The sequence below is a fragment of the Paenibacillus sp. FSL R5-0908 genome (assembly GCF_038006245.1).
Taxonomy (GTDB): domain Bacteria; phylum Bacillota; class Bacilli; order Paenibacillales; family Paenibacillaceae; genus Paenibacillus_AQ; species Paenibacillus_AQ odorifer.
In genome coordinates this window covers 4811113-4825701 of record NZ_JBBOUV010000001.1, presented here as the reverse complement: position 1 = coordinate 4825701, position 14589 = coordinate 4811113, and the positions used below count along the sequence as shown (strand labels likewise).

Below are 14589 nucleotides of genomic sequence, written 5' to 3'. Positions count from 1 at the left end.
TTTATTGCTAACTAGAATAGTATAAGATCATGCTTAAACGGGTCAATGATTGTCCTGGATTATAATATACATGGGGTTTGTCTGCGTTAAACGTGATAGAATCACCAGATTTTAATAGATATTCATTATCATTAACACGCAAAGACAATTCACCATCAAATACAGTGATTAATTCTTCAGTTCCTTCCATATGCGGATTGGCATCAAGGTATCCACCTTCGTCTATCTCGACTGTATACCCCTCAAATCGTTTGCTTTCATCAAATGGGAAAGATGGATACACCCGATATTTTCCGTTGTCTTCAAGCAATGGTTGAATTTCATTTCTTAATATTAATCTTGTGTCAGGTTTTGGGTAATCTATCAGCGCAGAAAATGAAATTTTTAATCCATTCGCGATCTTCCAAATGGTTGTAATGGTAGGTGCCGATTCGCCTCTTTCGATTTGACCAATCATCGTTTTGCTTACCCCTGTTAATTCTGCGACCTTTTCCAGGCTTAAATCTTTACTTCTTCTAATCTTTTTTACATTCTCCGCAATGATTTGATTTATCTCTTCCACGGTAATCCTCCCATCCCTATTTACTTTATAACGACCAAGATATACAATAAAACGCACGTAAGGACGTTATAACGTCCAATAAATACATTATAACATACAACGAGGTGTAATTCAGTGATTGTTTCTTTGTTTTTATATGCATTTGTGGCTAGCTTTACTCCGGGACCTAATAACATTATGGCAATGACTTTTGCAAACCAGTTTGGTTTACGAAAAACAATGAGATTCAGTTTAGGAGTGGGCACAGGTTTTTTCGTGATTATATTATTATGTTGCTATTTTAATATACTTCTGATTAATTTTATCCCTAAGATTGAATCTAGTATGGCTGTGATAGGCGGAGTCTACATGTTTTATTTAGCATTTAAAATTATTACAAGTAGACATCAAGAAAGTGATGGAAGTGGCGATAAACACAACAGCTTTATTGCGGGTATGCTTTTACAATTTATTAATCCAAAAGGGATATTATATGGAATCACAGTTACATCTACATTTATTCTTACCTCTCATTCTTCCTATTTTAGCTTATTGAGTTACTCTATAGTCTTAGCTTTCATCGGTTTTATGGGCACTTTTAGTTGGTGTTTATGTGGTTCTCTTTTCAAAAAAATGATATCTAAATATAGAAGTCAATTTAATATACTGATGGGATTGTTGTTAGTGTATTGTGGAGTTTCGATAGTGATAGGATGAATGAAGCCTCATGTCAATAACGCCATAACATTGAACCGGCTTGATAACCTGATCCCAATGTCCAAAATAATAAGTTATCGCCACGTTTGATCAAACCATGTTCAATAGCACAATATAAGGCCAGAAAGGGACTGCTTGTGCCTGTATAGCCATATTCGTCGGCTACATAAATAATTTTATGTTGATCCAGGTTCAGCTTAGCTTGAAGTAATTTAATATTAGCCAATGTGAATTGTGAAAAACAATAAACTTGTATATCCTCGAATGTTAGGTGATGTTTGTTCAATAATTCAATAATAGACACTTCCGCAAATCGTACACTGTCTATACCGCTGAATTTCCCCCAGTGTAAGTAGCGGTGTTCAGCCCCGTCACGCAAAGACTTAGCTAATCCTTGAGCAGGGTATACAATTTCCTCTGTAAAACGGCTGTCCGAAAGATACCTTACGTCAATTAACCCACTCTCTGAATGATCTTTTTCTAAAATCAGGGCTACGGCGGCATCGCCAAAAATTGAATATGTTATTGGATGTGAAGGATCAGCCCATAAATTTAAAAAATCCGAACCGATAACCAACGCTCTATCTCTATCAGGATCATCGTATAAAGTACGAGCAGCCTGTTCAACCGCAATAAACATTCCTATACAATTTCCATTTAAGTCATAGCAAAGCGTATCATCTTTACCTTTAATAGCTTTGTGAATAAGCAAGGAATTCGTTGGTGATAAATATTCCGGAGTTGAGCTGGAAAAAAGTATCAGATCTATATCTGCAGATTTTAATGAAGCAGCATCAATGGCTTGTTGAGCGGCATTAATCGCCATCGTCAACGAGTTCTCCTTTGTTCCTTCAATTACATGGCGTTTTTTTCTGCCTGTCTTTTTAAGAATCCGCTTAATATCTATGCCTTGCTTTTGAAAATGGTCAATAAAATATTGGTTGTTAATCACGCTTTCAGGACAATAAATGGAGACTTGTTTTATCGAGATACCTTCTAACATAGCATGATCACTCCTTGTAATAATTTTGAAATCACATTACATTAAGTAATCTAAAAGTATCTGTTTACCTAACAACGCCCGCTCATTTCTATAAGCTTGTTTGTCCAAAACTTATTTGATGTTATCGTTTATTATCTTAGCAAAGCATAACACTAATTAGTAAAAAATTCTATAAATTACTAAAAATGTAACAAAATCAACGTATCTAAAATATCTACTAAGATTAAGTCCACAGCAACCATGTTGCGAGTGGACTTTTTTACTTTTTATATTTTTGTATTAAGGATGAATAAATCAGTGGCACTTTACAGAAACTTTATTCGATTAAGTCACTACTTTGCCAAATCAGGAGGGGTTCTTATTAAACCATTTATCGTAATAGTAGCGCTATTACTCGTTACTGCTTGTTCGGGTAATAATTCGGACAACAACCAAATGACTACTCAACAAACGAAGGTTGACAATCATGCTCGTAAAACTACCTCAACGTCAACTTTAACGCAAGCATCTTCCATTTCCACGGAGAATGCAGGGAATTCAACAATTAAGACTAAACAAGTTCCAGGCGATGTAACGAAATGGCTGGATGGGTTCATTCGGACCAATCCACCTACAGGAAGCACAACAGATCAAACAACGTATCCGCAGCAGTCGGCCAAACCACAATATTCTGCAAATCCGCAACATTCTGCTGTCCCACAGAAATCTGCAAATCCACAACCATCTACCAATACATCTCAATCGGTACAGCAAGTATTGGATCTGGTGAATAAAGAAAGAACGAATGCAGGCTTAAAGCCCCTTAGTTTAAATAGCGAACTTTCGAAAATGGCTTTGGCTAAAGCGCAGGATATGTATGACAATAATTATTTTGACCATCAGTCTCCTACGTATGGATCTCCGTTCGATATGATGAAAGCATTCGGGATCTCATATAACTCAGCAGGGGAAAACATCGCCAAAGGTCAGTCGAGCGCAGAAGAAGTAATGAACCAATGGATGAACAGTCCGGGTCATCGTGCCAACATCCTGAATAGCAGCTTCACAGAAATTGGAATAGGTTATTATAACAGCGAGTGGGTTCAAGAATTTATTGGTTAGCGGCGAGTAACTTAATAACCTTAACAGGGGTGTCCTAATAAGCTAAAAGTGGCTGTTGGGCATCCCTTCTTTGCTTAGTTTGATCCAATAACACTTGAACATACCAAACCCATAGGACACAGCTGATCTTAATCGTGGCATTGGTCCATATTTTGCATCCTCGCGGACTGTATAGCAGCTATTCCCGCAAAAAAAGCAATTATGTAGAGTAATACTTTTGCTGGCGGACTGGATTCAAGAAAAGAAGAAGCCGAAGTCTGCGAAATGAGATAGGGGATATTGAATCCGTTTAGAACGGGTTATTTTTTGTGTTGATTTATATGATAACGAATGAAAGTGACCAACAGAATCAGAAGAAACGGCAGAATGTAAGCTAGGTTAGTGATCAAGGGCCATGTAGTATTCACGATTTCCTCAAGCTCAGACTCCTGTGTGTAAGTCGTTACAGATAACAGCAGGCAGACAAAAGCAAGAGGGAAAACAATTAAGCGTTCATCGTTCAATCTCAGAAGCTCCTTTAGTACTTTAATAAGAATAAGCAGCAAGATAGAAGCCTTGAAATAGAAGCCGATAATGAGTGAAAAACCAATCACGGATTCGATTCTTTCAATGGTTTCCTGAAAATAAATGAGTCTCGCCAACTGATATAATGAATATTTCAAGCTGCCGGACAGTGGTCCCAGTACCAGAATACTGCTAATGACAGAAGCAATTAATGTCAGGGCATTGATGATGAGTGCAAGATACATCTGTTTTCCCAGTTTAGAATTGTCTTCTTTACGCACGAACGGTAAAATCATCGAAAAAACGATAAGCTCGGAATAGGGAAAGCCATAGACTACATATGTTGCACTTAGGATAGGCCTAAATCCATCAGGCATGATGGGCAGTAGGTACTCGGGATGATACAGCCCTGCTACGAGTATCCAGACTAAGATGATAAATCCGAACATTAGTGACATTAGGACGGCTGCCATGCGGGCAATCACTTCGATTCCAGCTAGAGCTGTCATCGCAATCGTTATAAAAAACATGGTATTTACCGCGTAAGTGGGCGTTTCTTTCAACATCGTACTTTTGAAAAAGGTTCCGATCTCAATTACAATTCCTGCGACATTCCAAAATAGCACACAAGTGAAAGGAATCAGGAGGACGAGGGTCAGTCCGTTTCCAAGTACGGAGCGGCTTTGTTCCACAAGCGAAAGATCTGGCGCTCGTCGGTTCAAATATAGAATACCGGAAAGCAGAACCATTCCTATGGCCGAGGCGATTAAGAGGGATATCCAGGCTCCGTTGCCGGCAAAGTTAGTTAGTGACGCAGGAACGATGACGATTGAGGAACCGGTCATAAAGAAGAGAAACAGCATGGACATTTGGATCGAGCTAACACGTTCTTGCTTATTCATACGTTCCTCCTCATTCTTTAAGCTTATGAAATAGCAGGGTTGATCCAATGGACGATATGCTCAGCTGGGGCCGTAAGTAAATTGAAGATGGAGTCTAAATTGGGCCATGGCTTAGCTGCAATAAAGATAAATCCGAGATAAAGTACGGGTAGTAATAATACACCGTAAACTACTCGATCGCGGATGGAGGCTTGCCTAAACCTTGGGAGGTCATGGGCTAACATAGCGGAAGCTAATAACAGGACGCAGATAATTTTTCCCACCATAGCTACTTCTCCTTTGTTCCGAATATTGTACCTGAGTTCATTCCAGTGCTTAATACTTTGACATCAACGTTGATATCGAACTGAGTCTGGGCGAAGGTTTCCTTCCATTGTGGCTCTAGTTGTTTCCACAGCTGCGGATTTTTCCGGTAAATCTGATTGCCAATTCCGAGTGCATCGATCTTTTTTGTTTTCAAAAACTTGGTTGCATGCTTTACCTGTTGCTCAACCTGAGTTATGATACGCTGCTCAAAAAGCTTCATGTCCTTATTGTTTTTTAAATGTGAGCAACGTAATTCTCCGATCATCCCTTCAATAGCAATTTTCACACTGACGGACACAGAACCATTTTTTACGATTGGAGTAAGCGTACTGTTGAAGGTAAGTACTTCAAGTGTTTCTTTTTTTCGCAGCGGTGCTTCGGTCTCATCCGGGCAAGGAAATTCTAGTACTCCATAGATATATCTATCCGTCAGCATCATGAATGCTTCTGTATCCTTCTCCTTTAGAATGTCGATCATTTTCCCGTCATGAATTACAGCCAGCCCAGATATCAATGGTTTATGATCCAAACTGCTCTTATGCAGGTAGGGGATGATAGAAGTATTAGAGGGGCTACACATTTGTATAGCCAGCTCATAAAGAGGAATCTTGGAAGTTTTTGCGGCATATAGAGCACCGCTCGTCTCCATTCTCTTATACTGTTGACCAATGGTCTGCTCGATAAACGGGCTGATATCTAAAAATGGTGCCGCAGATTGCTCAGCGATGAGAGGAAGAACGGTACCACGCGGTTCTTGATCCCTGGAGAAGAAATCAAGTACCTCCCGGATGTTCGAAGTTCTGGCTAGTTGCTCCCCGATTAATATGACGCGCATATGATCCCATTTGGCTTTTCGACCAAATTTTGCCGGGATCTCCCTTATGGCTTCAAAAAAGGTTTCTCCACTAGTAACAATATTAATTCCCTTGGACGCTGGATTCCCTGCTTGTCCCATTTCTATTTTGGTGGAAGGATTATAGAAATGTGTCGTAATCACAAAATGATTGTCTTCGCTTTGGTCAATGGCGACTGCCTGCACATACCCATACTCGTCCAATTCTTTATTATCCCAGCATCCGCTAGTTAGAGTGAGTACAAGAAGGGAAATTAGTATAATAGTAAGCCGCTTCACTATATCTACTTCCTTCCTGAAGTCTTTTTATATAGGTGTCGATTTCGTGGTGAATGAAGCAGCAGTCTTCTCGGAAGTAGAAAAATAGAATCACGTACTCTTTTAAGATCTAGCGGAGCTAACGAATCTAAATACGGTTCTCCTAAAGAGCGCAAGGTAGCCAGATGGAGATAAATTAGAATAAAACCGACCATGATGCCAAGTCCTCCGAACGTTGCCGCGAGAATCATTAAAGGAAACCGTAAAATCCGCAGTGCAATTGCCATATTGTATTGAGGTAGTGCAAATGAGGCAATGCCCGTCAAAGCGACGACAATGACCATGACCGGAGAGGCAATCTGCGATTGAATAGCTGCTTGTCCAATGACCAATGCCCCGACGATACTGACGGCCGATCCAATCGGTCTGGGTAAGCGTATGCCCGCCTCTCTCAATAGCTCAAAGAAAAACTCCATGATCAAAGCTTCAACCATCGCCGGAAAGGGGATTCCTTCGCGTGTGTTTAGAATGGCAAGCAGCAGAACCGTGGGAATTAGTTCGGAATGGAAGTTGGATAAGGCAATATAGGTACTGGGTAACAGCAGGGCGATGATGAAGGCCGCGACCCTAATCATTCTTATCAATGATGAAAAAATGGTCCGGTAGTAATAATCTTCGCTATTCGTAAAAAACTCCATGAAATTCCCGGGACAGATCAGAATGGAAGGACTTCCGTTAACCATAGCAATAATCTTCCCGTCTAGCAGAGCTGTTGTAGCTGTATCCGGTCGTTCTGTATAGCGGACTTGTGGAAATGGTGAGTAGAGCGAATCACCGATCCACTCTTCGAGATAGGAGACGTCAAGAATTTCTTCCTGATCAATGCTCGCTATACGTTGTTTGAATTGATTTAATGTTTCTGGTTTGACTACTCCATCCAGATAACCATAGGACAACGTTCTTTGAACCTGCTTACCAGAGGTAAAGAACTCGAACTTAAGATTGGTAGATTTCAGCAAACTACGAATAACACCCACATTACGCTCCAAGCTTTCTATAAAGCTGACGTGGGGACCTTGAACAGTAGGCTCTGAAATGGGCTCAGAGGTTTGGCGCTGTTCTACATCGAAGGCATAATAGGCAACGGCTTTTTGCCAACCTGTAAAAAAAAGGACAACTTTCCCATCAAGAATCCCCTTAATGGCTTGACCGATATTGTCCATTAATTCAAGCAGCGGTGATGAAACACCATTTTTTTCAAAATAGGAGATTATATCTTCAACGGTCACGTCTAAGGTAGGACCCAGCTCATGCGGAACTAAATTCTGCAAGACATCTTTAAAATAATTTGTAGGGTCAGACTTAGTAAGTGTATTGAAATAGACGGATGAGGCTTCATACTTAAGATCCGGGCCATAATGCCATGGAATAACCTTTAGGTCTGAGCAATTGGCAAAACAGTTATTAATAATCTGCAAGTTGTCTTCGAGAGACGCAGAGATAGCATGGGAAAAAAGATCCTTCATTGAAAGCTCATTTTCGGCTTCGAATTGAGGGTGCACCTTAGGATTAGACGAAGGTGTCTTGGCGTTAAAAAATTTCCGCATGCAATTCTCCTTAAATAAATGAGATGTTAAGTGATTTTTATCTTCTCCCTTATTTAGGAATTTATTCGGAAGAACAATTGGAACTGGCTCATGGAAGAGATGCGATGTTATAATGAACATAATTTTTTCCAGGAGGTGCTCCTTGTGACCCATTCCATTCGTTTATGGTAATCAGTGGTGCAAGACAAGTGGACTCATTCATTTTTTTGAGATAAGGAAATGAGTTTATTTGTGATGCGCCTGTTTCAGTATGCCTATGCTCATGGAATGAGTTTATTTGAGTTTTTAATCAAAGGAGATGACCTTATGCAAATACAATGGAAAAAAGCCTTCGCCCTTATTTTTAGCGGACAGATTTTCTCGATTCTCACGAGTTCGATGGTTCAATTCGCGGTGATCTGGCACTTGACGGAATCGACAGGGTCAGCGGCAGTTTTGATGATTGCTGGGTTGGCAGCGTTTTTGCCGCAAGCGGTCTTGGGTCCTTTTGTAGGGGTCTGGCTGGACCGTTGGAATCGTAAAACAACGATGATTATTGCTGATAGCGCAATAGCGCTTTTCAGTCTGATATTAGGTATTTATTTCATGTGGGGGGAACCGGGACTTGGTTTTGTGTATGTCATTCTGAGCTTGCGTTCAGCGGCTTCGGCCTTTCATGCCCCGGCTTTTCAGGCGGCTGTTCCGTTGATTGCACCTGAAGAAGAATTGACAAGAGTCGCGGGCTGGCAGCAGATGGTGTTCTCTTTCTCGAATGTAATGGGTCCTGCACTTGGGATAGCGGTTTACTCGGCAACTTCGCTTGGGGCAGTATTGCTACTCGATGTGGCCGGGGCTTTGATTGCGAATCTGATGCTGTTCATGGTGAAGATCCATCAGCCTAAAGTGCAGGCTACAATTGCTCCGTCTTTCGTTCAAGAATTCCGTTTGGGTTGGAACGCACTCATTCAAGCGAAACCCATTGTGTTGATTACGGGGGCTACTGCGGTGTTTAGTATCGCATTTATGCCCTTAGCGACACTATTTCCTTATATGACATTGTCTCATTTTGGCCGTGGAGGATACAGTGCCAGCCTGGTGGAAGCGGTGTTCAGCATCGGGATGATTTTAGGCGGTCTGCTATTGTCGATGTTCTCATCTAAATGGAGCGACATTAGCTATATGAGCGTAGGTCTGCTAGTCATCGGTCTTACCTGTGTGATCAGTGGTTTGATTGGGCCAAACGCATTTGTGATCTTTGCCATTCTCTCGTTCTTGATGGGCAGTGCGGCACCCTTCTTCAATGGTCCCTTCATGGCGATGATCCAACGTTCTTTTGAACCCGAGATGCTTGGGCGTGTCATTTCACTTGTGACAAGCATTATGATGTTGTCTTCGCCAATTGGACTGCTGTTGGCAGGACCTGTAGTGGATCGATACGGAGTGCAGCTATGGTTCCTCGGTTCAGGAATTGTGGTGATGCTGACCGCTCTGTTTATTTTCATCCAGTTTCGGCGGCTGGCGTCCGCGATTCCGATGAATTGATTAGGGTAAAAACTTTCCTATGAAAAGAGTTTATTGGCCGGTCCGAGAGGATCGGCTTTTTGGCGTTTCTTCATATTTTTCCAAATTATAATATGATAGAATTACGTTCACTTGGAGGGATACATAATATGAATCTTAACATTGCTATCTGTGACGATCAGAGGCAAGATGCCTCGCGGTTGGAAGAATTACTCATGAAGCAGATGACTAGCCTGCAAGGGATGACCGCCTCTATTGAGATTTATGAATCAGGCCAAACCCTGCTTCAGACAATGACGTCTACCGCATACGATATAGTTTATCTGGATATGGAGATGCCCGAGTATAACGGTATAGAAGTCGCAGAGAAGATCCGGCTCAAAGATGCCAGGGTATTAATTATTTATGTCACCAGCCATACAAGTTATATGAGAAGAAGCTTTGCGGTTCATCCCTTTCGCTATTTACTGAAACCTATTGATGAACATGAACTGCAGACCGCCACAGTCAAAGCCATTCAGCAATGCTTGCAAAGAAACAATGTGCTGACATTCTCAATCCATCATATGAGCTATAATTTAAGGGTAGATGATATTATGTATATCACGGTAGAACGAGGCAAAAAGTTGGTCCTTTATACTGAACAAGAGACTTACTCGTATTATGGCAAACTGGGAGAGTTGGAAGGACAGCTGGGATCACATGATTTCTGTCGCGTACATACGGGATTCCTGGTAAATTGGCTGCATGTTCGTTCTTTAAGCAAGGAACTTATTCAGCTGAAGAACGGGGTGGAACTTCCAGTCAGCCGCAGTAAAAGCTCTGATTCTTTACGGTCTTACCATGCCTTTATAGAAAAGAGGCTCTTAAGATAAATGTCTTTCATCCGGGAGATTAGTCCTTACTTTTTTGGTGTATTTATGCTCATCCTTATCTATGTTCCGCAAGGGGTCACATTTTATATTTTTCTCAAGAAATTTCTAATCCTGAACAGGAGCAAAAAGTCATTTATAGGCTGTCTTATTATCTTTTATATGGTTAAATCGCTTACTGCTGCCAGCTTATCTCTAGTTGATTCGGTCATCCTTCACCTGATTGTGTATAGTCTGATTACTATTTTTTATTTCCGTGGCAGTGTGCTACAAAAGCTGTTCTTTAGCAGTTTCTATACAGTGTTTACGGTGGTTATTGAAATGCTGGTATGGTATGGGATTCAGCATATCCCACTCAATGGAGAGGGAATAGATACAGTTAATTTCTGGTGGTTATCTTTTGCTTTCCTATTAGTTGTTTTGCTAAGCATCATGTTATGTCTGCTATTGCTGCGGTTGTTCAAAGTGGACACCACTACGTTACTGTCGAATCAGGATTGGGCTGTGTTGAATCTTGTTTCGGCGGGTTCTTTGCTTATTATTATTGTGAATCTGAGACATTCCAGTGATAAACCTTTTAATATTCCGCTTGATTGTGTATTCATCCTGCTTGGGATTCTTGTAATTAATGTGGCTGTAATGTTTATATATCAAAAGTTAATGAAACGGATGCAGATCGAATTCCATAATCATGTGCTTCAGCAGCAAGTGAAGGATTACACGAGTAAACTGAAAGATAATCAGGAAGCACAGCGTTTGCGGCATGATCTGAATCATGTGCTGATCCTTATTCATTCTCTGCTGGATGAAGGCGCTTTAGAAGAAGCCAAGCGATATATTGCAGAGGTTGCTTCGACACAGGAGGCGGGAGAAAAGTTTATTTCTTCTGGAAATATTGCTATTGATGCCATTTATAATGAGAAATTCGCAAAAGCTGAGCTACATCAAGTTACAATGCAATCTCATTTTCGCATCCCGCAGGACCTGTCACTTGCAGGCAAAGAGGTTGATATTGCAATTATTCTAGGCAATGCATTAGATAATGCAATTGAAGGGGTTCAGAGATTACCAGAGTCAGAGCAGAATGTTATTGAGCTGGAAGTAATTTATACCGAAGGGTTATTGGTGATTTCTTTAAAGAATCCTGCATCTCTGCTTACAGAGGACGGGCAGGGCTCTTTTTTGTCCAGCAAGCGGAACTTTGGGCGTAGAGGGTTCGGAATCGAAAGCATTGAGTATGCGGTTCAACAGCTTCAAGGAAGTGTCAGTTTCAGATATGAGAATGGGCAGTTCATGATGTTGGCGGTATTACCACTGCCTGAGTAGCAATCCGAAACCAACTACTCCACCTAACCTGCAAGTTACGGTCTCTTCCCGCGGGCAAGCAGCGGTCCATGATATATTGAGGCTGTTCTTATTAAAGGGAGGGTATTCCGTTGACATTGTCATTGCTCATCAGTGCAGTCCTTCAGCTCATCTTATTCAGCATCATTCCCTATACATACTGGTTTTTTACAAGCAGAAAAACATCATCCTTTGCCATGTGGATTGGCTGGAAGAAACCCCAATTGATTTCTAGGAAGCAGTTCATACTATGTTTTATACTTACGATGACTATATTCACCAGTCTGGGAATGCTTACAGCAATCTACATGCTGGATAGGAATACTTTGGCCAGCTCACAGTTTTATGGTACAGGTCTTAAGGGTTTGATTCCGGCATTGATTTATTCTTGGTTGCAGACTAGCTTGTCCGAAGAGATTCTGTTCCGCGGCTTCATTGGAAAACGGTTAAGTTCGAAATTCGGATTCGGAATTGGAAACTGTGCTCAAGCTTTATTATTTGGTGTCGTACATGCTGTGCTGTTATACAGTAGTGCCGGATTTTTGAATTCTGCTGTTGTAATGCTTCTTACGGGTCTTGTGGGTTGGAGTATCGGAATATTGAATGAGAAGTTATCCGGCGGTTCGATCATTCCAGGTTGGGTCCTGCACGGGCTGACTAATCTGATTTCCTCCATTTTTATGATGTATCAATGGATGTAGCGATCAAAGTTTTTAGAGAGTACATTTTAAAAATATGGTAAACTAAAAAAGTCTTAAATTATAAGATTAAAGTTTATATACCATTTTTATTGGGAGGTAGATATTATGAAAAACAATGTCACCTTGCAAAATGATATGGGGAAAACGTTTAACTGATCAAGCGTGTTAGCGTTCCCCACCATTCGAAAGGGGAAAATCATTTGAATCAGGTATTATTAATCATCGATGCACAACAAGAATTAATGGATGGAAACGAAAAGGAAAGTGCGGTATTCAATAAAGAGCAGCTTATCCGGAATATTAATAAAGTGATTGAACAAGCAAAAGAAGCCAATGTCGAAGTTGTGTTTGTTAGGGATCTTGATGTCGCTGAAGGAACAGGTGCAGGCTTTCAAGTGCACAATGAAATCAATAGGTCTGCAAATGCCAAAATCTTTGATAAGCTGGCAACGAATTCTTTTCACGGAACTGAACTGCTACAATATCTGAAAGATCAGCAGATTGAGCATGTGGTCATTATGGGATGTAAAACTCAACACTGCATCGATACTGCGGTTCGGACGGCCACGGTTAGCGGCATGGATGTTACATTGGTCGGAGATGGTCATTCTACAACGGACAATGATGTTTTAAGTGCAGAGCAAATTATCAAGCATCACAATAAAACATTACATGGGCACTACAATGTCGAACACTTTTCTATGGTTAGAAGTTCCGAAGAAGACTTGTTTCGCCCAACGCATGACTCTTATAGATAATAATTCAGAGGCGGCACTTAAATGTGCCGCTTTTTGCTGTATTGCATTACCTCTGATTTTCCTCACCTATTCTGAAAGACATATTCGCCTAAACCATTTCCATCCCATCTTTATGGGATTGTTCTTGCAAGGGATCTACTTATAATTGTTAGTAATTCTTAAACAATATGAGTAGGGACGGGGTCAACATGATAGCAGCAAAAGATATAGAGTTTAAAAGCAGACACGGGCAGCGGCTGGGGATGATGGCGGCTATTTGTATGGGGGCGTTTATTTCCCATTTTACAGCCGGAATTGTGAATGTGTCGCTTCCTTTTATTGTGAATTATTTTCAGACAGAGCTTGGGAAGGGATTATGGATCACAACAGGGTATCTGCTAGTGATTACGGCACTTCTTCCTGTTATGGGGAAACTGGGCGACCGTTATGGTTTTCGCCGGATCCACAATCTTGGATTTGTGATTTTTACTGTGGGTTCTATCCTGGTCGCTTTTTCACCAAATCTGCCAATATTGCTAACGCTCAGAGTTGTACAGGGAGTAGGAGCTGCGATGTTCCAAGCAACTAATATTGCACTCATCACCATTCATATGCCGAAAGAGCAAAGAGGTCGTGCACTCGGAATTTTAAGTACAGCTGTCGCGCTGGGCGGGATGACGGGACCTATAGCGGGAGGTTTGATTGCAGAGTGGCTGAGCTGGAAATGGTTATTTTTAATCCATGTTCCTGTGGCGATTGTGGCTACAATTATGGCATATCGGTACATCCCGAACCGTGTGCAAGAGCGCAAGCCGGGTGCTATCAGCTTCGTGGGGGCCAGCTTGTTTATGTCATTCATCACCTTGGTTCTTCTCGTAATAACAAATGGGAGCAAATGGGGCTGGGTGTCCGTGCGGACAATGACAAGTTTGGTGGGAGTTTTCTTGTTTTTGATTACTTTTCTATTCTGGGAACGGAAGCAAAAAAATCCTTTTCTACCTTTACAAGCATTGAAAATTCCAACTGTAGCGGGAGGCTTGATCGTTAGCTGTGCCTCTTTTATTTTATCTAATACATTGCTTGTCCTCATTCCATTTTATTTGATGGGAGCGTCGGCTCCGTTCTCGTCATCTACGACAGGATATATTATGGCGGCTTATCCCATTGCCTTGGCGTTTGCAGGTCCTCTCGCAGGCTACTGCTCCGACCGTTATGGCTCTCATCGTCTGATGCTTATGGGACTGGGCTGTATGGGAAGCGGGTTTATCTTGTTGCTGGTGTATTTAGACCATATACCGATTTATGGAATCGCGGCGATTCTATCTCTTATAGGCCTTGGTATGGGGCTCATTGCCTCTCCTAATAATAGCTTCATTATGCAGCAGACACCTCGGGAACACGTGGGTTCGATTGGCGGATTAATTGCTTTAACAAGAAATGCGGGGATGGTCTTTGGCTCAGCACTTGGACTTGGTGTGATGAGTGGAGAGACAGGACAAGGGAGTCAGTTGCAGGGGTTCAAATTGGTTTTTGAGATTAATATTTTCATTTGTTTAAGCGTTATTGTATTAATGGTTGTTATAAATAGAAGGACATTTAAATCTGCTTGATCTAAAAAAATGTGTGTGTAATCACAACTCAAG

The 14589-nt window shown here is 41.3% G+C and carries 13 protein-coding genes; 8 read left to right on the top strand and 5 right to left on the bottom strand.

The window, feature by feature from the left end:
* Positions 1 to 7 precede the first annotated feature (7 nt).
* Positions 8 to 562, bottom strand: coding sequence for a helix-turn-helix domain-containing protein (locus MKZ09_RS21965; protein WP_076201560.1), 555 nt, complete (start codon positions 560 to 562; stop codon positions 8 to 10).
* 114 nt (positions 563 to 676) lie between these two features.
* Here MKZ09_RS21965 and MKZ09_RS21960 point away from each other — a divergent pair, with 114 nt between their 5' ends.
* Positions 677 to 1258 (top strand): LysE family transporter, encoded by a 582-nt coding sequence (locus MKZ09_RS21960; protein ID WP_076134401.1) that lies wholly within the window; start codon positions 677 to 679, stop codon positions 1256 to 1258.
* A 13-nt stretch (positions 1259 to 1271) separates the two neighbouring features.
* On the opposite strand, the gene MKZ09_RS21955 is transcribed toward MKZ09_RS21960, so the two are convergent.
* Positions 1272 to 2261 carry a ketoacyl-ACP synthase III gene (locus tag MKZ09_RS21955; protein WP_076201562.1) on the bottom strand — a complete coding sequence of 330 codons (990 nt, stop codon included), beginning with the start codon at positions 2259 to 2261 and terminating at the stop codon, positions 1272 to 1274.
* Between the two features lie 297 nt (positions 2262 to 2558).
* Between MKZ09_RS21955 and MKZ09_RS21950 the strand changes: the two genes are divergently transcribed.
* On the top strand, positions 2559 to 3362 hold the full coding sequence (locus MKZ09_RS21950) for a CAP domain-containing protein (RefSeq protein WP_256719144.1): 804 nt from the start codon (positions 2559 to 2561) through the stop codon (positions 3360 to 3362).
* Positions 3363 to 3661: 299 nt separating this feature from the next.
* Here MKZ09_RS21950 and MKZ09_RS21945 read toward each other — a convergent pair whose 3' ends face one another.
* The 3 genes from MKZ09_RS21945 to MKZ09_RS21935 form a co-directional block, all read right to left on the bottom strand.
* Entirely contained in the window at positions 3662 to 4768 is a 1107-nt protein-coding gene (locus MKZ09_RS21945; protein WP_076201564.1) for a GerAB/ArcD/ProY family transporter, read from the bottom strand.
* A 268-nt stretch (positions 4769 to 5036) separates the two neighbouring features.
* Positions 5037 to 6206 (bottom strand): Ger(x)C family spore germination protein, encoded by a 1170-nt coding sequence (locus MKZ09_RS21940; protein ID WP_179089507.1) that lies wholly within the window; start codon positions 6204 to 6206, stop codon positions 5037 to 5039.
* A 5-nt stretch (positions 6207 to 6211) separates the two neighbouring features.
* Complete coding sequence (locus MKZ09_RS21935; protein WP_256719145.1) at positions 6212 to 7792, bottom strand: spore germination protein; 1581 nt, start codon at positions 7790 to 7792, stop codon at positions 6212 to 6214.
* A 306-nt stretch (positions 7793 to 8098) separates the two neighbouring features.
* On the opposite strand from MKZ09_RS21935, the gene MKZ09_RS21930 reads away from it, so the two are divergent.
* From MKZ09_RS21930 to MKZ09_RS21905, 6 genes are all read left to right on the top strand, one after another.
* Entirely contained in the window at positions 8099 to 9313 is a 1215-nt protein-coding gene (locus MKZ09_RS21930) for an MFS transporter (RefSeq protein ID WP_076201842.1), read from the top strand.
* A 128-nt stretch (positions 9314 to 9441) separates the two neighbouring features.
* On the top strand, positions 9442 to 10167 hold the full coding sequence (locus tag MKZ09_RS21925; protein ID WP_076201573.1) for a LytR/AlgR family response regulator transcription factor: 726 nt from the start codon (positions 9442 to 9444) through the stop codon (positions 10165 to 10167).
* Positions 10168 to 11490, top strand: coding sequence for a sensor histidine kinase (locus tag MKZ09_RS21920; protein ID WP_076201574.1), 1323 nt, complete (start codon positions 10168 to 10170; stop codon positions 11488 to 11490). It abuts the gene before it with no gap.
* A gap of 110 nt (positions 11491 to 11600) precedes the next feature.
* Entirely contained in the window at positions 11601 to 12209 is a 609-nt protein-coding gene (locus MKZ09_RS21915) for a CPBP family intramembrane glutamic endopeptidase (RefSeq protein ID WP_076201575.1), read from the top strand.
* 200 nt (positions 12210 to 12409) lie between these two features.
* A complete protein-coding gene (locus tag MKZ09_RS21910) occupies positions 12410 to 12967 on the top strand; it encodes a cysteine hydrolase family protein (RefSeq protein WP_076141041.1) in 558 nt (185 codons plus the stop codon).
* 188 nt (positions 12968 to 13155) lie between these two features.
* Positions 13156 to 14556 carry an MFS transporter gene (locus MKZ09_RS21905; protein ID WP_143767284.1) on the top strand — a complete coding sequence of 467 codons (1401 nt, stop codon included), beginning with the start codon at positions 13156 to 13158 and terminating at the stop codon, positions 14554 to 14556.
* Positions 14557 to 14589: the final 33 nt, after the last annotated feature.

What these genes read in the sequence shown, in the direction of transcription:
- MKZ09_RS21905 (WP_143767284.1), top strand. Translation starts at nt 13,156, where the DNA reads ATGATAGCAGCAAAAGATATAGAGTTTAAAAGCAGACACGGGCAGCGG.
- MKZ09_RS21935 (WP_256719145.1), bottom strand. Translation starts at nt 7,792, where the DNA reads ATGCGGAAATTTTTTAACGCCAAGACACCTTCGTCTAATCCTAAGGTG.
- MKZ09_RS21955 (WP_076201562.1), bottom strand. Translation starts at nt 2,261, where the DNA reads ATGTTAGAAGGTATCTCGATAAAACAAGTCTCCATTTATTGTCCTGAA.
- MKZ09_RS21925 (WP_076201573.1), top strand. Translation starts at nt 9,442, where the DNA reads ATGAATCTTAACATTGCTATCTGTGACGATCAGAGGCAAGATGCCTCG.
- MKZ09_RS21920 (WP_076201574.1), top strand. Translation starts at nt 10,168, where the DNA reads ATGTCTTTCATCCGGGAGATTAGTCCTTACTTTTTTGGTGTATTTATG.
- MKZ09_RS21945 (WP_076201564.1), bottom strand. Translation starts at nt 4,768, where the DNA reads ATGAATAAGCAAGAACGTGTTAGCTCGATCCAAATGTCCATGCTGTTT.
- MKZ09_RS21930 (WP_076201842.1), top strand. Translation starts at nt 8,099, where the DNA reads ATGCAAATACAATGGAAAAAAGCCTTCGCCCTTATTTTTAGCGGACAG.